The 23,087-nt window shown below is 42.4% G+C and carries 16 protein-coding genes; 2 read left to right on the top strand and 14 right to left on the bottom strand.

The genetic code is table 11. The features are described 5' to 3' along the window. Positions 1-43 precede the first annotated feature (43 nt). Both VB836_RS10050 and VB836_RS10045 read right to left on the bottom strand, forming a co-directional pair. Complete coding sequence (locus tag VB836_RS10050) at positions 44-502, bottom strand: hypothetical protein (RefSeq protein WP_323219232.1); 459 nt, start codon at positions 500-502, stop codon at positions 44-46. A 59-nt stretch (positions 503-561) separates the two neighbouring features. Continuing rightward, positions 562-2,337, bottom strand: coding sequence for an iron uptake porin (locus VB836_RS10045; protein ID WP_323219231.1), 1,776 nt, complete (start codon positions 2,335-2,337; stop codon positions 562-564). A gap of 521 nt (positions 2,338-2,858) precedes the next feature. Between VB836_RS10045 and VB836_RS10040 the strand changes: the two genes are divergently transcribed. Continuing rightward, on the top strand, positions 2,859-5,771 hold the full coding sequence (locus tag VB836_RS10040; protein ID WP_323219230.1) for a S8 family serine peptidase: 2,913 nt from the start codon (positions 2,859-2,861) through the stop codon (positions 5,769-5,771). A gap of 27 nt (positions 5,772-5,798) precedes the next feature. On the opposite strand, the gene VB836_RS10035 is transcribed toward VB836_RS10040, so the two are convergent. The 4 genes from VB836_RS10035 to VB836_RS10020 all read right to left on the bottom strand — a co-directional run bounded on the left by VB836_RS10035 (position 5,799) and on the right by VB836_RS10020 (position 10,359). Continuing rightward, the gene (locus tag VB836_RS10035; RefSeq protein ID WP_323219228.1) at positions 5,799-6,761 is read right to left on the bottom strand and encodes a S1 family peptidase; all 963 of its coding nucleotides are present in this window, start codon (positions 6,759-6,761) and stop codon (positions 5,799-5,801) included. 2 nt (positions 6,762-6,763) lie between these two features. Next, positions 6,764-7,693: a S1 family peptidase gene (locus VB836_RS10030; RefSeq protein ID WP_323219227.1), complete on the bottom strand. Its 930-nt coding sequence runs from the start codon at positions 7,691-7,693 to the stop codon at positions 6,764-6,766. A gap of 87 nt (positions 7,694-7,780) precedes the next feature. Further along, positions 7,781-8,428 (bottom strand): COP23 domain-containing protein, encoded by a 648-nt coding sequence (locus VB836_RS10025; RefSeq protein WP_323219225.1) that lies wholly within the window; start codon positions 8,426-8,428, stop codon positions 7,781-7,783. 476 nt (positions 8,429-8,904) lie between these two features. Further along, positions 8,905-10,359, bottom strand: a complete 1,455-nt coding sequence (locus VB836_RS10020) for a hypothetical protein (RefSeq protein WP_323219224.1) — start codon at positions 10,357-10,359, stop codon at positions 8,905-8,907. A 129-nt stretch (positions 10,360-10,488) separates the two neighbouring features. Here VB836_RS10020 and VB836_RS10015 point away from each other — a divergent pair, with 129 nt between their 5' ends. Next, positions 10,489-11,793, top strand: coding sequence for an RNA-guided endonuclease InsQ/TnpB family protein (locus VB836_RS10015; RefSeq protein ID WP_323219223.1), 1,305 nt, complete (start codon positions 10,489-10,491; stop codon positions 11,791-11,793). On the opposite strand, the gene VB836_RS10010 is transcribed toward VB836_RS10015, so the two are convergent. From VB836_RS10010 to VB836_RS09975, 8 genes are all read right to left on the bottom strand, one after another. Beyond that, positions 11,790-12,020: a hypothetical protein gene (locus VB836_RS10010; protein WP_323219222.1), complete on the bottom strand. Its 231-nt coding sequence runs from the start codon at positions 12,018-12,020 to the stop codon at positions 11,790-11,792. The genes VB836_RS10015 and VB836_RS10010 overlap by 4 nt on opposite strands. Next, positions 11,983-13,950: a TnsD family transposase gene (locus tag VB836_RS10005; RefSeq protein WP_323219220.1), complete on the bottom strand. Its 1,968-nt coding sequence runs from the start codon at positions 13,948-13,950 to the stop codon at positions 11,983-11,985. Before VB836_RS10005 ends, VB836_RS10010 begins: the two co-directional genes overlap by 38 nt. Beyond that, positions 13,950-15,503 (bottom strand): ATP-binding protein, encoded by a 1,554-nt coding sequence (locus VB836_RS10000; RefSeq protein ID WP_323219219.1) that lies wholly within the window; start codon positions 15,501-15,503, stop codon positions 13,950-13,952. The genes VB836_RS10005 and VB836_RS10000 overlap by 1 nt, the downstream gene beginning before the upstream one ends. Continuing rightward, positions 15,487-17,784 carry a Mu transposase C-terminal domain-containing protein gene (locus VB836_RS09995; RefSeq protein ID WP_323219218.1) on the bottom strand — a complete coding sequence of 766 codons (2,298 nt, stop codon included), beginning with the start codon at positions 17,782-17,784 and terminating at the stop codon, positions 15,487-15,489. Before VB836_RS09995 ends, VB836_RS10000 begins: the two co-directional genes overlap by 17 nt. Then, entirely contained in the window at positions 17,781-18,626 is an 846-nt protein-coding gene (locus tag VB836_RS09990) for a TnsA endonuclease N-terminal domain-containing protein (protein WP_323219217.1), read from the bottom strand. The genes VB836_RS09995 and VB836_RS09990 overlap by 4 nt, the downstream gene beginning before the upstream one ends. Before the next feature lie 189 nt (positions 18,627-18,815). Continuing rightward, on the bottom strand, positions 18,816-20,759 hold the full coding sequence (gene glmS, locus VB836_RS09985) for a glutamine--fructose-6-phosphate transaminase (isomerizing) (protein WP_323219215.1): 1,944 nt from the start codon (positions 20,757-20,759) through the stop codon (positions 18,816-18,818). Between the two features lie 388 nt (positions 20,760-21,147). Continuing rightward, positions 21,148-21,393 carry a photosystem I iron-sulfur center protein PsaC gene (gene psaC, locus VB836_RS09980; protein WP_046277594.1) on the bottom strand — a complete coding sequence of 82 codons (246 nt, stop codon included), beginning with the start codon at positions 21,391-21,393 and terminating at the stop codon, positions 21,148-21,150. 563 nt (positions 21,394-21,956) lie between these two features. Next, positions 21,957-22,865: a CoB--CoM heterodisulfide reductase iron-sulfur subunit B family protein gene (locus VB836_RS09975; protein WP_323219213.1), complete on the bottom strand. Its 909-nt coding sequence runs from the start codon at positions 22,863-22,865 to the stop codon at positions 21,957-21,959. Positions 22,866-23,087 lie beyond the last annotated feature (222 nt).

The following is a 23,087-nucleotide window of genomic DNA, read 5'->3' as shown; positions in this document are numbered from 1 at the left end:
AGGAGATCAATTATCCCAATCCCTTCAAAATGGATTTAACAAATCAGCGAATAATTACATTTGTGCGGTCAAAGCCAGAAGGCAGTGTGGGAGTCGGCTGCGAAGGTCGGCTGGGAGTGGATGGGGAAACTTGCCGAGGTGTGAGTGCAGGTTCTCCCGCGCTGGGAATTAGAGTTCGTACTCCCGCTCTTACGGGAATTCTTCCATCTCGAAATTCGGCATTTTTCAGAGAGTCCACCGTCGTACCCACACCTGCCGATCGTCCCAACGGATCTGCAACCCCGCCCAGTGCATCTCCGAGAAATGTATCTCTAAATCCCCGACGCAACTCAACCTCTTGCTCATCTTCAAAAAAGGTGGGTTTTATGCGGCGCTGGGCTTGCAGGTCGGAAGTTTGAGCCTGAACCCCTTCAACCCAAATCAGCGTTCCACTCATAATTGTAGTTGCGATCGCAACCACTGATAAATTCCTAAAAGATCTTGACAAATTTGAGATGTTCATTTTCCTGTCCTCATCGGTTAACAATCGCGATCGCAGTTACTTTTGATTCTACCGAGATCTTAGAAAAGAAATGCTCCTCTGAGAACACCAATCACCAGCGTGTCATTATCTGAGTTGTGTTCGGGGTCAGTCACCACAAAAACACCGGGAGTCAACCAAATATAGTCGTTGACTCGGAAGCGATAGAATGTCTCAATATGCAAAGAGGTATCCGGGTCGTCGCCTTCCAATAAACCCCGACCTTCTTCTAATTTGGGAGGCTGACCAAAAATAACGGCAAATAAGTCCCCTTCGCGGTTAAAGGGATCGGATAACCCGAAAGAAACGGTGTAGGTGGTGGTATTGGCGTAAGCGTCACTAATTGTAGACTCACCAAAAGTAACACCTCCCCAAGCGGCCAAGGTAATTTTACGATTCACTCGCCATTGGAAGGATGCACCCACCGTATTAAATTGCATGGGTTCTGAAATTAATCCAGAGGAGTCTGCGTTAAAACTTCCCGTTAACCGATCCAAAAATCCATTGGAGGAATAGGAATTAATGTAAGTTAACCCCGCCAAGGTATTCGCGGAAGGTTTGGCCAAAAGTTGAACCCCCAACGCACTGTGATCGGAGTTGAACATCCCCTGAGTCGCATCATTAATCCCACGAGTTCCGTAAGCGACTTGTAGCCGCAATCGATTCGTAACCAACCAGTCCGTCCCAAATCCCCCTTCTAAAGCCCCGATTTTAAAGATAGGATTGGCCTCACCAAAGCGAGAAATTGAACCCCGTCCCGTATCAAAAAACGGAGAGTTAGCCGTCAAAACGTCACTCAAACTAAATCCCAACGGTTTAACCGTGAAAACCACTCGATTATTAAAGGCGGGAAATCGATATTCTAGGGAATCCAGAATCACATCATCCTGGGTATCCGCTTGATAGGACAGCAAAGCCATGTCCGTTGCTAGGGAAGGATTGTCAACGGTTCCTGCATATCCTCGGTTGGCAAAGTTTCCCGACAGCAGACCAATTCTCAAGCGGTCTAACCCGCTAAACGAGGAAACCATACCCAAACGCAGCAGGTAATGGAATACGGCTTGACGATCATCCTCATTACCGGGCGGAACGCCACCTCCCGCAAAGCCCAAACCAAAAATTGCCTCTCCACCGAATACGGTTGTGGTTGAGAATTGATTGGCTTCGAGTTCGGCGGTACGGGATTCTAAAGCGGTAATTCGACCCGCTAACCCCGCCAGTTCTGCGGCGAATTCTTCCTGTAAACGTTGGATAATCGCCAGGTCATCCCGCGAGACTTTATCGGCGGTGGCGGCACCAATTAGTTCATTGACCCGCGACAGACAGGAATATAAACCCGCAGCAAACTCGTAACGGGTCATCGCCCGGTTGCCTTTGTAGGTGCCATCGGGATAGCCCGCAATACAGCCGTAGCGTTCAACCAAAGATTGTAACGCTTGAAACGCCCAGTCCGTCGGCTGAACATCGGCCAATTGAGAAACGGATGTTACCTGAACCAGATCTTCGTCCTCAAACGCCCCCTGCATCGATTGTGCGATTCTCAAATTTGGAGATAAGTTTGCAGGTAAATTTGCAGGTAAATTTCTAGTGGGGGCGATCGCACTTGAAGGTTGAGCTTGATCCAAGGGTTCAAATTTCACCTCCGAGAACGATAAGGCTCTCGGTTCGGCCACAGGTTCAACAGCATCGGAAGATAGGGGGAGTTGCTGTTTATCCTGAAAGGGGTCTTCGGTTAATTGGTCTGGGGAAGCCGCTTGAGCCGTCGATCCGATTAACAGCGCAAGGCAAACGCCCCAAGGGAAAGTCTTGGTTTCCATTCATTGCTCCTCACAACCTGAAAGCATTACAGAGAGTAGTACACTTGCCGATTTAACTCTTGTCAATGTTACTCGCTTTCTGGAAATTTTTCTCTGAACAGATAAATTTTGATACAATGAGCAATCAATCCTATTGAGGATCGGCGATCGCACTGATTGTGCAAGAAATAAGCGATACGGCTCAACCACGCGAAGCTTCCACCTCACGCATCCGTCTGGGTCGTTGAGGCAGACAGATGTACCCAGTGAGGGGATTAAAAAAATTGCGCTACACCCTTTCCAGGCAAGGATTCCATTGTTTTGAGCCAGGGGAATTTCAGTTAAGAAGTATTAATTTTGCTAAAACTTAGATGTCAAATTATTAAGGTTTCTTCATGAGTTACTGACAAAGGCTGTTTCCTATGCAAATTTTGTAGACAAACCCCTGAATTAGCTCAGTTGTTAAAATGTCCCGAAGAGTTCTCCGAATCCTAATTAGTATCCTCCTGGCAGCACTGGTTGCTGTAGGTCTTATTCTAAGATTGCCCCAAGTTGCCCTCAGTACCGCTTCAGATGCAGTGTCGTCTGTAACTCAGTCAGAACAGACTGAACAACAAGTTGCTATTTCAAGTTACGAGGCTCAAGTGCAGCAAGATTACCAACGGCGATTTACCTGCGTAGAAACTCAAGAGTTTTCAAGGGCAGAATTTGAGAGGCAGTTTGCTCAGGGATTATTAACGGGGACAAATGTGAAGGACATGGCGGCACGGTTGGCTTCATGTGTCAGCACAAATAATATTCGGAATGTGAATTTGTCGAGTCTAGTAGGAGTAGTCTATACCACAGAAAAGCAAGGGGATCAGGTCGTTTTAGTGGTGGGAGTCGGGCTACGAGCTGGAGGCGATCCTGAAATATCACCTCCTGATGAAACATTAGCTAAGGGAAAGGAACGACCTGGTTTGCCCGAACCTTCTCGTCAAGTGGATGGATCGTTTCAGATTTTTGAGAGTAGCGTACCGGGATGTGAGAAGGGATATTACGAAGTTAGTGGCCAGTTCAATGAGAATTTTACTCAGTTTACTCTCAATCAGGCACGGGGAGCAGAGGGATGTTTTAGCTCGGTTCCTGTGCAGTTGTTTACTGCTTCTGGGTTAGTGGATGCGGAAGAACCGATTGAATTTGAAAGTAATGCAGGGCCAGGAGGTAGTCGAATTGCTGGTAGTATTTCCCAGATTTATGGCTCTTTCTCTAGTCCAATTATTTATCCAGATGCGAGTGGCGATACCTTCGGGATTCTGGCTTTGAATTCGGAGAATACTGAGGTGAGAGATCCTCGAGGAGAAGAACTTACAGATGAGACTACAGTAATAACTGAGCTACCTGCTCCGGGTGAACTCAAAGTTTCTGAAGTTTTACCTGATCTCCTTCCCGATGCTGCTACAGAAAATGAACAGCAGAGAGATACTCGTTCAGACAGCGACACTAGCGGATTGATTGTTGTTCGGAATCAATTGAGAGTAGTTTTCTCTGATGATGCAAAGGTTGAAGACATTAATGCAGCACTAAAAGCAACAGGATCAGGAATTATTAGTTCTGCTGAAGGAGTAACTGCTATAACTCTCAAAATTCCGGATACAGGAGATTTAGATGGGGTAGATAATGTGGAGCAAATCCTATCAACTCAGCCATCGGTTGTAACCACTGTACCTGTCATTATTGATGAAGTTCCAGACCCAACAACAGATGATTTAATAATGAATGAGTTTCCAGAGCAAGGATCAGTAACTTTATCATCGTCCGCTGAAATGCAAAAGAGTATTGCTAGCTCAAGCTATAGGATAATATCTAACAGTCAGCCTGAAAAATCTCAAAATTATACTATTGCACAAGAGCCTAATCTAAGATCAATCCCTCATTATCTGAGAGTAATGGGGGCGATAGACAGTAGTAATACTTTAATAGAGCCATCGGGCAATGATCATCCACCCAATCTCTTTATAGTAGATTGGTTTTCAATGCCGATGAATAATGATCTTACTCTTGTTAACCCAGTTTACAAAAGATATAGTCGTTTATTCGAGCCGTTTTTGGGGATGAAAGATTCTGCTGTTCTTACAGCTAGGAAATTAATCCCATTCAAGCAAAATAATGCCCTCTTGGAATTTCTTCATAATAAGAAACTAAGCTTCAACTTGGACGATATTCAAGATTCTTCTCAATCTCAAGATCAGACAATTCTAGTAGACAATTGGTTCTGTAGAAATGTAGGCTTTTTTTGTAATCAGAAGGTAGGTGTTAATAAAGGTCAGTCTCTTGATCAGTTCGATGATAGAAACATTGCAATTTTTAATGATAGAAGTGCTTCACATATAGAAGACAAGAAAACGTGTGACGAGAACAACGATTGTGACTTAAATACTCATGGTTTCTTAGTTGGTGGTATCATGGCAGCTCATGGAAACAAAGTTGTCGGAATGTATCCCTCCACCAAGAGAGTTTTTGCGTTTAATGCAGTAGCGAGTAATTGGCAAGAAAAACTACTGTTTACTCTTCAGAAAATGAGCGGTAATCATGTTGTCAACTTTTCAGGAGCACTAACAAAAAATTCTATCCAACTTCCAGACGGAAGAATAATTTATATCAGTACTAGAAGCGTATCTGAACGTCAAGGTAAATATTGGGCAACACAAATTCGTCAGAGGGGTTTAGAAAATAGGGTACTGTTGGTTCAGGCTGCTGGAAATGATAGTAATATGTTACAGGGCAGAGTAATTGACGCAGAAGATAGTGGAATATGGACAGCAGCAGGGTTAGTTGATACTCTAACGGAGCAAAGTAAAGAGAAGAAGTGCGGAAGTTTTGGAAGTCGTATTAAAAGATTCTTTAAACGGGGAAGCTTCTGTAAAACTGTGACGAAGACGAATAAGATTCCACGTCTTAAAAATGTATTGGTTGTTGAGAATTTACACGTAGACTTGGCGGGATGTTCGTTAGCCAACATCAGAAATCCCCGGTGTTGGAGCAGTCAAAATAGAAATACTTATGAAGGGAGCTACAACAGAACTTCAAACATTGTGTCTAATAGATCTCTAGGAGTTCGAGCATTTGGTACAGACCAGACACCATGTCTCATCAATTCCAGTTCTAGAGGTTTTCCATCGCTGAGTTCCAATGACGCTGTAGACTGCACAGAATTGGGTGGAACTTCATCTGCTGCTCCTCAGGTTGCAGGGTTAGCAGCTTGGTTGTGGAGTGTTGAGCCTTCAATCCCTGACCCTGATCGCTATCTCACAGCTCCTGAATTAGCCGACTTAATCAGAAGGAGCCAAAGAAAATTCCAAGTGCTTGATCTTCAGGGAAATCCAGCAGTTGACTCAAACAACACTCCAGTAATGTCTAATGTTAATGCAATTAGTGTAAGGGAAGCTTTTAAGGAACTAGAAAACCTCTTATAACGGGCTACTGAAGTTGAGTCAGCTTTCTCAATCGCAATCCGGAATCAACAAAAAATTACACCCACTAGAAGGCCGATCCCGCAACCCAGACGGTAAAAATTCTGTTGTAAAGTCCTCATAGATGTTGTTAATCACATCAGCCCTCGCCTTATTTTTTCTCCCCTGTTCAATTAGTCCCTGTTGCACAGGGGGTTCTGCATAAACAAGCTGCAAGCCCACCTTAGTTGCCTGATCGATAAAATGAATTGACTGCATCCCACAGCTATTGCTGCGATTGATATCATCTTCAGGACTGCAATTATTCTCAGTTCCCCTTCCCCGTCCATGAATCCCAATCAACTCTCCTTGAGTGTTAAAAACCGGGCCACCACTCATCCCTGGACGAGTTTGGTTATTGTACAGTAAACTATATCCCCCATCCTCAGAAGGTGGATCGACAATTAAATTGAGCTTGCCATTATCAGACAAAACTCGGACACGGCGAGCGCTCAGATCTTCCGGATTTGGCCAACCCGAAACATAAGTTGACTCCCCTGAATGCAGACTTTCCGAATTTCCCATTACCGCAACTGGATAATTGCGATCGCTTTCAAACTTCACTAGCGCCAGATCAAATCCATCAATCTTTTCCCCAGACTTCCCCAGTTCCTTACCAAACACTCTGACATTCTTATCCGAAACAAAATGCACCTGTCCATCGTTCGTCCGTACCCCGTAGGTTGTTCCCTTAACCCGGACGACGTGAAAAGCCGTCAGCGCGTAGTAGGTTTTTCCCTGTTTAGCCACAATCACACCCGAACCCGGTAGCCATTCCTGTTTTGCCTCTAGATCCCCCTTTTTCAACCCTTCCGCAATCAACACCGTTGTTTGAGAAGCCATTGCATCAATTTGTTGAGGAGTCAGCGTTTCTGTTGCAGGTGCTGAAGTCCCAATCAAAAGAGCAATCCCAAAACCGATTAAGACAGCAAGAAACCAACGCAGAACTCTCATGCTTAATCCTCTCTTTCCGATAACTTTAATGACTGTATAATTTGAGTTTGAGATAATGCAGACTGGCTGTTGCGAAACCGAGAAATAGGGACAGCCCAGCTTAAAGCTTCCATCTGTTGAAATTGTGATGCAGAAGGTTGAGTACCATTCTCAAAGGTGTAAGCACTCATACCTTGCAAGGGATACTTGAGTCGTCCATTGACTCCCACCAATCGTCCATTGCCATCCAAAACAGGCCCACCACTCATCCCCTGTTCAATCTCATTGGTGTAGCCTAGTCCGTATCCTCTCGTTAGGGGTAACGGTAAAATCATCTCTACTTGACCTACAGTAGAACGAAAAGCTCTCGTTCCCCAATCACGAGTATCATAAATTCCATTACGCCAGTCACTCATATCCCAATTAGGAAACCCAGCCGCATAAACAGTATCTCCTGTTTCCAAGGTGCTAGAATTTCCCAACTCAACTACCCGATAAGAGCGATCGCTCCTAAACTCCATCAAAGCCAAATCTGCATCTGGAAACTGAATCGAATCTAACCATTGTGCTGAATGGGTTAGACCATCAGATGTCAAGATTGTATAGCGATTATCTCTACTATCAATCACAACATGATTATTCGTTAGGACAGTATAAATATTACCTCGACGACCGATAATTACACCGGAGCCTGCCCCTGGATTAGTGAGAATTCTAACCGTAACTTGCCGAGCGATTTCCTCAGCCGATATTCCGATTGATGAAGTATGGGAATAAGATAGAGCGAGAAGTTTATTGTTTAAATTAATAGAATCTAACTGATGATTGGCAGGTGTAGGTACTGCTAATGCTATAGAAGCAATCTGCTTACAACCAAAAACAGCACTAAGTAGTAAGATGGTCGAAGTACCTAAAACTTTTAAATGTAGAGACATAATAGGTTTTGTCTTCACAGCAATCTCTGAATAACATTAATATTAAATAACCTGAGAAGTCATTTACCTCCCAGGTTAGCTTAAAAGAGGATTGATACAAGATTCCTAGATACCACCGCCAGTGCTAGGACTGGGAGAAACGGGTTGACGTTGGGGAGGATTCGGTTGTACACGAGGACTCGGATTCGGTTGAGCATCTATAGTTTCAGGCCCTAAAATCTGATTAAGTTGATCTAGCCGAACATAAGGCCGTCCATTTTGTTCTTGGACGGGACTACCAGTACCTGTCACACTAAAATTCAAAATTTGAGCCAGAACTTCACCTGCTCTTCGCGCATTCTCTGGTTTGAGAGTGAATAACATATTGTAGCTATTACAAGCTTCCTGACCTTCATTGACATAACAAACAACTGTCAAACCGTTAACCGGGCCGATTGTCAGGAGTAGATCTTGTAAGCTTCCACCATTTGCTGCCACTACTGAGGTTAACTTATTGGAAACAAAATTGCAACGTTTCTCAGGTGTATATTCAGAGCCAAAGTAGTATGTATTCCAGGTAATTATTGGAGGTGTAACATTTTCACCCCTTCTAGCAACCGTAGCCCATCCACCAGAAGAATTATTTTGTACACAATAAAAAGTAGTCGAAATACGACGGGGAGTTGCTATAGTTGACTTCTGGTAAGTGAAAGACGTTACTGTCGATAGAAGGGTAGTGACAGCCAGACTGACTATGGATTTGCAATTGATCATAACTCTTTAAATTTTGCCAATAACAGTAGAGAAAAGATGCACAAATTAACTCGACTCAGCAGCATTAACTGAGTGGGAGTACATAATCAACGTTAGACTTGAAAAGCTAATTGCCCCACCGTAGGGAACTTCCAGCCTCAAACATTGTCCGATAAATTAGGAACACCCACTTCACTCTGAGTTTTCCTCATGTTTTCCACCCCAGTGAATCCAGCTTAACAATAAAAGTTATGACTGTCTTTGAAAATCAGATAATCTTTACAAAAGCTTTACAAATAAAACAAGTTTTATAAAGTTTTAATAATGTGGCGATTAAATTCATAAAAATTCAACATAAAGGCTCTATTGCTCAGGATTACGGATTCACTGTCAACCAGAACAAAACCAGTCTTTCAAGCTCCAAGTAGTAGAAAAAATTTCTAGGCTCGATCTGGTAATTCTTAATAGCTTGATTTAAGGTCACTTCTGAATCTTTTTTACAGATTGATAATTTCTTTAGCCTTCTTATAGAGTCTTTCTCCCCAATCCTCAGTAGATTTACTGGTATGTTTAGTTAGAGCAAAGACAAATCCACTTATTTCTTCTTGAAGCTTTTTAAGGATACTACGTTGCCATCCACCTTGAGGAAGTAAAGCTTGAGTTAATAATTGATCTAGAAGATTCTCATATTGTGCCTGAACATTTTGTGGAGATAAGGAGAAAAGCAGTGTAGAAATCGAGAAATTATCAGGTCTACCAAACTCCAATATCCAGCAAGAAATCTGTTCTGAGCTTTCTAGCTTGACTAAAGCAAACTTTCTCGTGCGATCAGCAATCTTGGCAAACAGAGTTTCTTTTGCGAACTCTCGCACTTCCCAAGTCACTGAAATATTCCAATGTGTCTCATCCAAAAAGCGAATTGCTTCAGCAAACTCATTGAGTCCATCATCTGTAGCAACAAAGATATCCATTGGCGAACGAAGGGCAAATTCAGCAGGTTGATTTTGTCCTCCGACTCCTGTATCAGCAAGATTAACAGTTTGGCTTTTCAAAACAGCTTCCGAGTCTTGATTATCAACTTTAGAGAGATCAGCAGTTGTCTTTGGAACCGTGACTGAGGTAGCCCCGGTTTGAGTTATTTTGAGCTTTTTCCTTTCAATAATCGAGCTTCTTAAACGAGGAAGGTTACGGGTTGGCGTTGCAAGCTTAGGAGGGCTTGCTTCAGTTTCTATTACGTTTTCATTATGAACAGCTTTTTTTTGTTTTCTTTGTCGCTTAACAACTTTTTTTTCAACAGACTCTCGCTTTTTAATCCGAGGATGCGTAAATTCAAGTTCTGAGAAAGGTAGCGATCGCACTGGTGCAACTTCCAATATTTGCTGAACCCATAGAATTTGCTCGGTTAACAGACCTCTAACGTGCCAATTAGAAGTAAAACGGGGTAAATTAGTCACGAGTGGAATCGAGGAATTCCAGTTGACCTGTGAGGCTTGACTGAGGCGATCGCGATACACCCGATCCCATGCAGAGCGAAACGATGAATCATGTAACAACCGAGCCACAGAAAACGTAAACGGCTTACTTAAAACTCGTTTAGCCATATCCTCTGAAAAATCTAAAAGCAGTTTATTACCGATAATTTCATTTCGAGTAATTACACGCTCAAAGTAGTTGGGTTCTAGTAACCCAAATGCTAATGTTTTATTCGGAACCAGAAAAGCCCGAATACACTCCAAGACCGGAAACACAAGCGTAATACCTTGTGGGGTTTGAAATTTAATGCAATATTCGGTTAAATTACTTTCACCTTCAAGTAGATAATTGGCTAGGGTTGGGATGTTTGCGACCTGGGAGAGTGTAGCCGAGGATGAATCATAAATCACGAGCTTAAAGACATCACCCGTCGTTTCATTCCAAACGGGTTGCCCATTTTGAAAAACCTTAAATAACACGGGAGGAAGTTAGCCAGTTCGTTTTAACGACTGGTTGAATAACGACACGGCAGGTTAAAACCTGCCATTATTTTCCCCTCTGATTTTCAATACTGTTTATTGGTATTATATCTACAGGAGGTGATGAGATTGTACGGATGTCAACAACACTTAATTAATAGCAACCAAGAAGTAGCAGCGATACTTGAGTATATCTGCTCAGAATCCAACAAGCTAATAAATTGCGGAATTTATTTATGTCGCCAGATGTTTTTCAAGGCGAATCACTTCTTATCGAAGTATGACCTTGATAAAAGGTTAAAAAATAACCCGCATTTTAAAGCTTTAAGGTCAGCTTGCGCTCAACAAACTTTGCATGGCGTGGTTGAATCATTCAACTCTTACAAGAAACTAATTAGAATGTACAAGCGAGGGGAATTAACCAATAAGCCTAAGCTTCCAAAATACAGAAAGAAAGGGGGTCTAGCAGTTGTAAGCTATCCAAAACGATGGGTAAAGTTAACCGATGGTCATTTACAATTTTCATTGGGTAAGCAAGTAAAAGCCTGGTTTGGGATTGATAGCTTTACGTTGCCTATGCCCACTAATTTGAGCTTTAATGCTATCAAAGAGTTTCGGTTTATTCCGCGCAACAATAGTTTTTACCTAGAGTTTGTCTACGAACAGTCAGAAGTCAAACAAGTTGAACAATCTGAACACATACTTGGGATCGATCCGGGATTGAATAACTGGCTAACTTGCGTTAGTACGACAGGTAAATCGTTCATCATTGATGGCAAAAAGGTGAAATCCCAAAATCAATGGTATAACAAGCAGGTTGCTCAGTTAAAGACTGGGAAGGAGCAAGGTTACTGGGATGAACATCTTGCATCTATTACCGAAAAGCGCAATCGTCAGATGCGTGACAATGTTAATAAAGCCGCAAGGTTTATCATTAACTGGTGTCTCAAGAATAAGGTTTCAACCATTGTATTTGGATGGAATCAGCGCCATAAAGACAGTATCAATATGGGCAAGAAGAATAACCAGTCTTTTGTACAGATTCCCACGGCAAAACTAAAATCCCGCATTGCTCAACTTTGTGAACAACACGGGATAGAGTTTATCGAGACTGAAGAATCTTATACCTCAAAAGCCAGTTTCTTAGATAGTGATATTCTACCTACATTTGGTGAGAAACCCATAGGGTGGACTTCATCAGGAAAGCGAGTTCAAAGAGGTTTGTTTAGAGGTTCTAGAGGTCAATTAATTAATGCGGACTGTAATGGTGCTGCCAATATAATCCGAAAATCAAAAGTATCAACACAGCACTTAGCTAAGGTTGTTAGGGGAGTGTTGAGTCTCCCACATCGATATTTTCTAGGTAGTCTTTCTAGATCGTATCGTAAGCAGTATTGCGAAGCAGATTTTAATCTGAGTAGCAATTCCGCTTAGAATCCAGGTTTTTTAAAGCCTGGAGAACTCAATTGTCCCAATCGCAGCCAAGGTATTAATCCCCAAGGAAAATCGACTTCTCTAAATTCACCTGACTCTTGTTTGAACACCGCAGTCGTGCGCCATTGCCGATGAGTCGATTCTCGCCAAGGCGATCGCAACCACCAAAGCGTTACACATTCATCTTGATCAAAGGGCCATTCGCTGAGGCGGACAATCTTTGCCATGTTGGTGAGGTATTTGCTTGAGAATTTCCAGAGCTTGATTGAGAGCATCTTGTACTGATGGTAGCAGTTCAACCTCTGGACGTAGACCTGCTCGACGGACTAACTGCCACCTCGGCGGACACACTCCCTCCTGGCAGTAACAGTCTACTACCCAGTTAATTCTCCTGATTGCAAAAGCTTCTCGACTTTCAACCAGACTTTCTAGAACTTTTGCTGTTAAAGGTAACTTATCAAGATGTTTCTGAATAAGCGCTAATTGACCTAATTCTCTAGCGATCGCCGAAATTGTAACCTGCTTCGGTTTTCCTAGTTTACTATAAAGACTTGCTGCTACCAATTTGACTGACTCAGCCAATTCATTATCCCGACTTTCCCAATCCACACGAGGCGGGGGAGGTGCTTTTTGCTGTATAGCTGGCAGATGCGCTTCTAGCCATTCGCGATCGTGTCTTCGCAACCAAGTGTAAACTCGCTGAAACTGTTTTCGTAAAGTATTACGTCCGGCTTCAGGATTATTATTTCTGGCACTTAGCCATTCTGAGCGATATTTTTCCAAAGTAATTTCCAAAATTTCCTGCTTTTTGTTTTCACTACCCACTAATTTTCTTTGACTCCGATTAGTTTGTCGCTTACTTTGACGCGGAAAATTAAGCGATAGAGCCGCAGCATGAAGTTTAACAGTATTTGGATCGACACCAAGCTGACGCGCCATTCCTCGCAGACTAACAGTTGAATCTTGCCAAAGTTCTCTGAGGCTATTCTCCCATGTAGAACCAAAGGCTTTTATTTTAGTAATGCGTAATTGATCTTCTTCTGTGCGATCCGGCCCGGTACGACAATAAATAAATCCGCAAGTACAAGAAAAAGTAGCGATGGGTTTACCATGCTCTTGACTGTAAGTGATATCGCATTCTTGAATGACAGACTGACGGAAATGGCTAGCGGTTCGATTTAGACAGAGCCAAGGCCCCGTGCCAAATGGTTGAAATTGCTTAGGAAGTTTAAAAAATGACTCAACATTGTGACCCAAAAATTGAATCAGCAGCAAGTGGCGTAATGGATGCTGAGAACCTTTAGGCGATCGCACTAATCGTAATAACCAGCTATGTTCGCTTTTTGGATCAATTTCACACTGAAGTCGTTGTAGTAAATCGTCAGGATAAAAGCGTTTAAACTCTTCTAACAACTTACTTGCTCTGACCCTACCACTATAAGTTGCTAAGTCTCGCTCTGCCAGTAACTCTCGGTAACGTTTGAGCAAAATCGTTAGTCCGGGTGGAGAGATATGTTTTTCTAAAAGCCAAGCAGCATTTTGAGCAATTTTTAATAAAAGATCGTGATGTGAATCTTTCAGGGTATAAGACTGAGATTTTGGTAACTTGATTCCTTGATCTGCTGTAATAAATTCATGGCGAGTCGTAGGATTTTGTACTCGAACTTGGCTGTTAACTAATCGAATTTGGTGCTGAGGGCAAATCTCTACTCCAGGTATTTGATGAAGACGATGCCAGTAAGATTCACCAAATTTATGTTGATCTTCTTGAGCGCATTCCGGACAAAACCTCAGCCATTCTGGAGGTTGAACTACACTAGCCATTAATCCAGAACGCATATAAATAGCAGAGCCACGCGAACCTTCCATATCTGCCCAAAGTTGCCGAAATTGTTGAGGGTCGAGGAAAGGGGCAAAGAAAGGCAATAAAGTATGTTGATTAATTAATTTTTCAACTGTATAGGGACTGCCAGTTGGTAATGCTGAGACAAGATTGCTCAGATTACTCGGGAGATCAACAACTGCGATCGCCGCTTCATCACCAAATAATTCTCGCAAGGTATTCTTCTTATTCGGATATTGAACTCGTTGATGGTAACGAGCGCAAACACTATACAGTAATTCATCAGGATAAGGATCAGGAAAGCAACCAATCATTAGCTAACCTCCTCTTGTAAATACTCAGTTGCCGGACGAATCAAACCTGCCTCTCTAATAGAATCATAAGCGGTCAACTTTTGTTTTTCTCCCATTGCTGCAATTGCAGGCAAACTATCTGCTGCTAACTTTTTCTTCTTGCGGGTTCTAGACGTTTTTGGTGGAGTCTCAACACTCTTTGTTCCGGTTTCAGGTTGAAAAGTTGTCTGCGTTGGCGATGGTTTTTCAGGACTAGATTTGTTTCTTGTTCTACTTAAAGCTTGGAGTTGTTCTGCCTTATTGAGCTTACTTTGGGCTTCTTGCAAAAAGGAATCTAAATCAATCGGATGTACATCTTCTACAGTATGAAGGATTCGAGTATCGCCTGTTCTCAGGGCTTGCAAAATAGGATTAGCCATCCGCAGACTTTCCTGAGCAACTAATCGAATTTCCTGTGCAGTTACCGTTTCTTCTCCCATTGCGATCGCCCGAATTTGAGCGAGCATATAGACTTTAACAGCAAAATCTGTGATGCCTTGTGTCACTTCATATAAAGCATCACTTAATTCGGGCGTTAATTTAGATCGTTTCTGTACATATTGATACCCCCAAAGGCATTCCAAAAACCAGTCCCAAATTTCATCCTTTTTCATTCTGTCCCAGACCAGATCCCCTTGTCCAGTTCCTCTGCGAGTTTGCCTAAATTCCCCACTCAAAACAGATATAGCCTTGTAAGTTCCAACCAGTACAACGGGTAATCCAATGGTGTTAATCAACTGAACAAAAAAGTTCAACATCTTGCTAGAACCGCCACTTTTGGCTTGACTGAGATGCTGAATTTCATCAATCACCAACACGCCAATTGAGTGTAAAGAAGCAACCAGTGCCATGCGAGGCAGCAATTCATCTACAGTTTTACGACCACTAGCATAATTCTCGTAGTAGCGAGTTCCCAGTAAATCATCTACTGCCTGGAAAAAGTTTAAGCATAACCCTTTGATAGAACCATCGAAAGGACAATCTAATTTGAGCCATACGATTTGGGTAAAACTGAAATTATTCTCACGGTAGCAATGATGGAGAATTACCTGCGGATACAGTGAAAGAATAGCTTCAATAGAAGTCGTTTTACCAACACCACTAATACCAACAATCGTAAATCCTGTAGCAGTTGACCGTGAAGATTGACGAGTTGTTCTTAAAGATTGAACTCGCGTCTGTACATCTCCCCAGAATCCATTTATAGCAGGATTTCTGGCTTGATATCCTACTCGGATCATGCGTGAAAATCGTTGCTCCAAATCAAAGTGAACAGGTAGCGGTGCAAAAAACTGAAGGGCATTTTGAATTAAGTGTAAGCGCAGGTGAGCAGGCATAGTGCGTTGCTCTTTGTCATAGTCAGGATAATCAGCTAACAGTTCTGCGGTTTCATCCTGGGTCAAAATAGCTGGAAGAGCTTCGATCAGAGGATTATCTCGATAATTGGGTAGTTCAGGATCTCGATAAGTTGCCTGTTCAATCCTACCTTTACCTACTAATATAGACGGAATATGTTGGTTAATCTTCATCATCATTCCATGTTTGGGGACGCAACTTACGCAATTTGTTAATCAACTGAGATTGAGGTACATGAGATGAATCAATTTCAATTGAAGTCTCAGAAACTTCATTCGTAGACACATCTTTCTCTGACTGTTCACAAAGAATTTCGGGTTCATTATCTTTTGCTTCTTCAGTTGTAGATTTTAATGGAATAACTTGTCCGAAGTTGCCTACTGATTCCTCTTGTCCTAGTTGCCAAGCTTGAGTTTCGCGCTCTATTTCCCTTTCCTGTTTCCGGTTCTGTCGAATTCCCTTAATGCGCGATCGCTTACTCTGTACCTCAGCAAACTCTGAAGCCTCAGAGGTTTGCTCTGTTGCCTGATTAATAATTTGTTCCATTTGGGCTTGTAAAGTCGCTTTAGATTGCTGTTTTCTCGTTCTAGATGCTTCTTTAGACTGTTTCCGCAACTCAAAATAATCAACAGCTTCATACCAATCTAGACCTCTAAATGTTTTGTCTGCATCTACAAGGTAGCAAGCTTCAATTCTTCGCCCATCTTCAAGTCTAAGATAAAGAGTATCTAGTTTCCGAGGATCGTAAGCAACAGATATTTTCCAAGTTCCTCTTTCTCTTGCTCTTACAAACCATTGTTCTTTTAAGGCTAGATCACAAGAGTAAAATAACCCTTCAAAACGTATACCTCGATATGTAACAGTAGCTTGAGTTGTGGTCAGAAGATTAAGTTTAATAACCTCAGAAGGAACTTTTCTTAAGTGTCCAACTCGATTATGGATACCCCAATTCCACAAATCAATTGGGTAAGGCTCAATATGAGCTTGAATCATGTACTCATCCATGCGATACCAGTCCATCCGATGCTCTTTGTTATGGTCTAGAACAGATAAAATCATTAATTTACGGAACTGATGTAAATCTAGTACAGCATCTAAACGGTAGTCAGTATCACCTCGCTCACGAGGTCGATAAACAGCCCCAGGTATCCAATGAATAAACTTGTCATTACTTAGTCGAAAATTACGCTCAATGATTGCTTTCCAGTCAGCACGATAGGGAGGAGTATTTGAAACTTTTACATTTAGAGCATTCACTAAATTATCAGCATTGTAGCCTTCCAATTCTCCTCGATCTGCAAGAATTTCTTCTGGTAGGTGACAACTCGGCCAGTCTTCTTGTGTAATTTCAATCCCGTACTCTTTACAAAAGCTAACTTTATCACTGGCAGTATTTTCCAAAGCTTGCATTGCACCCAACCAACTTGGCCCTTCCAAACTCACACTAATTCCTACTATTAACCGACTAAAAACATCAATAACAATGTAAATAACAGGTCTACCGATAATTCTGCTTCGATCTAAAGAACTGACAAGATAGACATCGCCAATGGTTGCATCAATTTGATACAGCGATCCGGGGCCGAAAGCCATCTGAGTTGAATCACCTAAAACTTCACGATAGCTGAGGTTGTAACGGCGTTGTCCTTTACGTTTAGAAAGTGATTGTTCAGCATTGCGCTCTTTTTCATACCAATAATAAAACTGTCCGAAAGTTGGCAATTCGCTGGCTGGAGGTAAGTAAGGTATCAAAGTACCATCAGGTGCTAATTCATAACCTTTTTTAAAATATTCTTTTAGTGTTCTGTCATAAGCATCTTGCAAAGTTCGTCCGTTAGCATTTTCATAGAACTTGCTAATTCCTCGCCTAAATTTGTCTCTCATATTTTCATCAACATTAACTCCTCTGGGTATTGCAGTTGCTTTGGCAAGTTTTGTAGGACGACCTCGCTTAAGCCCATGACTGTTTCTTAGCTTACCTTTTGCGCCACATTTATCAAATAAAGGCAGTAAAGCGTTTTTAGTTTGCCCACCCTGCCAGTAGCGACGCAAATATTTGTATAGAGTCATTCTCGTCCGCCCTGTTTTTTGCTCTGCATCTCTTAGCAACATTCCCCTTTCTTTCGGATAAAAGATTTCTCCATTGTTATTCTCAACTAATTTAGAAATAACATCCCAAGCTTCATCTCTATATTTTCGATGTTTTTCTGGAATGGTTTCTTCAGATCTGAGCAAAGTTGCATAAGGATCAACTTCGAGTATCTGTATATGTTGATTTTCAATTGCAAATTCAATATCTTTATATTTTTGAAACATGGGTAAAGCCTTTGGGTTTAAGATCTCAATAGTTGCAATATCAACACCTGAGATATCTGTCCAAAGCAGACGCTCGATTCGAGATTCTGCATCCTCGCTTCCCTGAAGTTTCCACTCCCAGAGCATATTGATATAGAGTTTCATCCGATCCCCTCAACTTGCTCTTGAATACTGACTGACTTGACAGCAATCTCTACCTTTTTACTCGGTATAATTGCCTTATTCATATTTGTCGTCCATTTTCGATTTGCTAATAGGTGACGAACTACAGAAAGACTTGTACCTGGTTCTATACCAAGTTGGTCATCGCAAAGGTTAGTAATATTAGTTAGAGAGCTATTTGCTTCAATAACCAATCGGGCAAGAACTATCTCTATGCGATCAAGTTCCCTTTGTGTCAGGGGTAATAGTTCGGTAGCATCGAGATAAGTATGCAGCCACTTAATATTCTCAACAACTGTTTTAGGGATTTCGCGTTCAGTAACAATTCCCCAATCTATATTGCGTTTTTGCCAGTAACATCTTTCAATTTCTAACTTTTCTAGAGTTCGCTGAGATTGTAAATCCTTAGCATACTTAATGGTTCGAGCTTGGTCAATTGGGTTAATAAAGTTCCTCTGGGAAGTAATCAGAAAATCGGTGGTCATTACAACTGGTTCTTTGCTGTAAGGGTCACTTGGATGAGAAATATTTAGCTGTTCAGCGATCGCTAAAGTTTCTGTTAAGGGTAAAAGAGGATATTGTTCGCGAATATCAGAGACAATCTCAGACCACTCAAGAACGTAAAAATACTGACCCTCAAGCTTACTCAACAGATGATGAACTCTGCTTGTTTTCCAGCCCTTAATTCGGATAGCCAATCCCTGTGATGCAACGTCTTGTGTATGTAACCAAGGGTTATAGTTTTCTCCTTTCCCTTGACCTCGACCTTCCTTCAATCGCTGTTCTATAACAGTTGAACTACTACTACGACTACGTTTCGCCATTTTCTAGCCCCATAGAGGTTGTAGAGCTTGCCCGAACTGTGGAGCGATTCCAATACAGTACAAAAGCCCTATACCAGCAGTATACAACTTTATTTGCTAGTATAGAACTTTATTTTTTAGTCAAGGACTTTATTCGATAGTAAACGACTTTATTTTATCGCTACAACAGTTAAAACAGCATAAAATTAACTATTCAACTGTTACCGATTTTGCCAAATTACGAGGCTGATCTACATCTAAACCTCGCCGAGCCGCAATATAATAAGCCAAGAGTTGTAAAGGAACAACTGCTAAAATCGGTGATAACAATTCATCGACCAAAGGAACAGGTAAAATATCATCGAAAACATCAGATTCTTCTAAAGTTTCTTTCGCTGTTACCCCAATTAAATGGGCATCTCTAGCCTTTGCTTCTTGAGCATTAGAAATCACCTTTTCATAGACTGTTCCCGGCATCGCGATCGCCACAACAGGCACATCTTTATCTAATAACGCGATCGGCCCATGTTTCATCTCTCCTGCGGGATAACCTTCGGCGTGAATATAACTAATTTCTTTGAGTTTTAATGCCCCTTCTAAGGCAATTGGAAAATTAATTCCACGCCCTAAAAAGATAAAATCTTTCGTATCACTAAACTGGTGGGAAAACTCCTCAATATTAGCGGCTTGAGTATTTAAAATCAGTTCAATTTGAGAAGGCAACTTTCGCAAACCTTTAAGAATTTCCTGTAAACGAGACTGAGGTAAAGTCTGTCGTCGCCAAGCCAAATCTATCGCCAATAGATAAAAGGCTATAACTTGAGCCGTAAACGTCTTCGTTGCAGCCACCCCAATTTCAATTCCAGCGCGAGTATTAATCAGATGAGGAACTAACTGACCGAGTGAACTTTCCGTGCGGTTGGTAATCCCTAAGAGTCGAGCTTTAAACTGTTCTGGTGCATTCAAACGACGTTGTTTTTCCATCGATAAAGCCGCCAAAGTATCAGCCGTTTCACCCGATTGAGTCACCCCAATTGTTAATGTATTCGGTCTGATCGGCGAGGGGGCATAACGGGCTTCTGAAGAATATTGTACAGTTGTCGGTAAATCCGCTAATTGTTCGAGTAAATATTTCCCGACTAAACTCGCGTGCCAACTCGTCCCACAAGCCAAAATCTGCACTTGTTCGAGATTTTCTAATAATTCATCGGGTAATCCTAATTGTATCGGAGATTCGTTCGTATTCACCGGAGCCGGATGCAATTCATCCGTTATTTTGGCTTCAAATTCAAGCTCCCAATTGCTATTAATATAAGCCTGCAAACAGTCTCGCACCACTCCCGGTTGCTCGTGAATTTCTTTGAGCATAAAATGTTTGAAGGAGTGTTTCTCAACCAGAGTAGGACTCACATCGAGAATACGCGGCATTTTATGGAGGCGTTCACCTGTGAAACTATAAACCTCAACCCCCAAATGCGTTAAACGGGCGAGTTCGCCATTTTCTAAACTGAGAACCGTTTGCGTATAAGGAACTAAAGCAGGCGTATCAGACGCACAGAAAAATTCGCCTTGACCTAAACCAATCGAAAGCGGTGCTTGTTGACGAGCAACGATTAATTCATTGGGAAAATCAGCACCAACAACAGCGATCGCAAAAGCCCCAGTCAGTCGATTCACCGAAGATCGTACCGCATCCACAAATACAGAAGGAGAACAAACCATCCCATCAGGTAACGGTTGAGAGAGATATTCAGAAATCAGATGAGGAATAACTTCGGTATCCGTATCTGATTTAAACTCATACCCCTTTGCTTTGAGTTCTTCACGTAATTCGCGATAATTTTCGATAATCCCATTTTGAACAACGGCAACTTTTCCATCGGGGGAAAGATGAGGGTGAGCATTGCGTTCTTCTGGTTTTCCGTGCGTCGCCCAACGAGTATGACCAATCCCGATATTGGCTGACATTTCTGTATTGGCGAGTTTGTTGCGGAGGTTATAGAGTTTACCCTTCGCTCGAATATAATGAACTTGACCTTGCCAAACCGTCGCCATTCCAGCCGAGTCATAGCCACGATATTCTAGCTTTTCTAAGCCACTCAACAGGATTTCACTAGCGGTTTGAGTGCCGATATAACCAACAATTCCACACATCAGGGTTGTTACTCCTACGAAGAATCAAATCAAATGCGAATAAAGAAACGGTTAAAGCTACAACGTTTGGGATTCGGTTTACAGAAATAGTTAGCACCAGATGGGATATTGATTGAGAATATAAGTTTTTGAATGAATCCGCCACCCTGTTGCTTTTGACCCCGTTTCAATAGCATTTGGACTTAGTTCACTATACTGCGGAAATTTCGGGAATCAGGTTTTGAGAGATCTTAACTCAAGGTACGGGTCTGATGGTCGAACGTCAAGCCTCTCAAACTAAAATCAGCAAATAAATAGAGAGGAAGTTAATTCTCCCTCTCTACAACCATTAAAACGGCAATAGTGACTCAAAGATAAGTTCAGAAGAACTTCTTGTTTGTCCCAGATTTTAGTAAGCCAGACCCATACTCCGGGTTGTTTCAGCACCCAGATAAACCCGAATGCTTAGGAAGTCAGTCGGACAAGCGGTTTCACAGCGTTTGCAACCCACGCAATCTTCTGTACGGGGAGAAGATGCGATTTGCTTTGCCTTGCAACCGTCCCAGGGAACCATTTCAAGAACATCTACAGGACAAGCCCGAACGCACTGGGTACAACCGATACAGGTATCGTAAATTTTGACTGAATGAGACATTGAATAAGCTCTCCAAAGGATCTCAAGTTTTGCAGAATCTACATCGTTGTAGATTTTATGGCAAGTTCTAGAGCTGAATTATCGTATATATTCCATCACTTTATCCCAGTCTTTGGCGAGCAAGATACACAAGGCGATAAAACTTTAGACTCCGTAATATTATGTTCGCTCCGGGGGGCAGGGTCAGTGAACAGTTTACAGTCACTCATGACCAGTCACTCATTACCAGTTAAAAGGCAATAGGCAATAGGCAACAGGCAACAGGCAACAGGCAAGAGGCAATCATGCAAAAGCGCAAGAGGCAATCATGCAATCATGCAATAGGCAACAGGCAAGAGGGGAAGTCTTTAACTGCTAACTGGTCACTCTCTTACAAACTTTGCTCTCTTACGAACTTCGCTCTCGCCGGAAACCGCCGGGCCGCGAGTTCGCGCTACCGACTATTCCGCCGGGTCGCAAGTTTGCGCTGGTCACTGGTCACTGTTCACTGATAACTGTCCCCACTGGTCACTGGTCACTGAAAACTGGTCACTGAAAACTGGTCACTGGTCACTGATAACTGTCTAAAGTCCTAACTTTTGCAAAACAGGCTGAGTGGACACCACATGACGGTCTAAGCCGAGTTTCTTCGGTTCAATCCCCAATGCTAACGCCACCAGTTGAGGAAGGTGTAGAATCGGTAAACCGAGCGATCGCTCAATCACCTTTTCGACTTCCGGTTGACGAGAATCAAGATTGAGATGACATAACGGACAAGGCGTTACCATGCAATCAGCCCCCAAGTCAATCGCTTCAGTGATATGATTTCCCGCCATTTGAAACGACAGATCCGTCGCATAACTCGAAAGCGGCCAACCGCAACATTGAGTCCGTCCCCGGTAATAAATCGGAGTCGCCCCCACTGCGCGAAACAAATTTTCCATCGACTCCGGTTGATAAGGATCATCATAGGGGAGACTGGTTTGAGCGCGTAACAGGTAACAACCATAAAACGCCGCACAGTTTAACCCCGAGAGTTTACGAGTCACCCGACGTTGAATTTCATCCAAACCATAGTCCGCAACAAGCGCCCAGAGTAAATGTTTAACCTCAGTGGTTCCTTTGTAGGGGCTACAGCTTTCTTTAGCGAGTAAATGATTAATCTGTTCTAAAGAAGCGGGGCTATTTTGCTGAAAATCTTTCAGGCGTTCATCAACCCGACCAATCACCCCTTGACAAGTGCTGCAATGCGTCAACAGAGGCAAATTGAGTTCCTCAGCTAAGGCGATATTACGCGCATTGACCGTATCTTCGAGAAGTTGGGAATCTTCCTTAAACGTACCCGATCCACAACAAGACGCTTTCTTCAGCTCGACCAGTTCAATCCCAAGGGTTTGAGTCAAAATAGCCGTAGACTGATAAAGTTCCCGACAGGCACCTTGAGCCACACATCCGGGAAAATAGGCATATCTTAATTTTTGAGATGATGGCATGAAAGTAGTGTTCTCCTAATCACACGAGCGCTTCGCTCAAATAACCCTTCTATCTCCATGTTAAGAGCGCAAATTCCCAATCTGCACTGAAAAAACATTGACATCCTCCCTCGCCGGAGACGAGGGATTCCCAAACATCGCTATTTGGGTTTCTGTTTCTTAGCACCTGGCTTAACAGATTTGCTCTGTTCAGCTCTTACGGTCGCTCCACAGACTGACACT

Origin of the sequence: Limnoraphis robusta BA-68 BA1, from assembly GCF_034932365.1 — a bacterium.
Taxonomy (GTDB): Bacteria; Cyanobacteriota; Cyanobacteriia; order Cyanobacteriales; family Microcoleaceae; genus Capilliphycus; species Capilliphycus robustus.
This window is presented reverse-complemented; position numbering and strand designations above follow the sequence as displayed.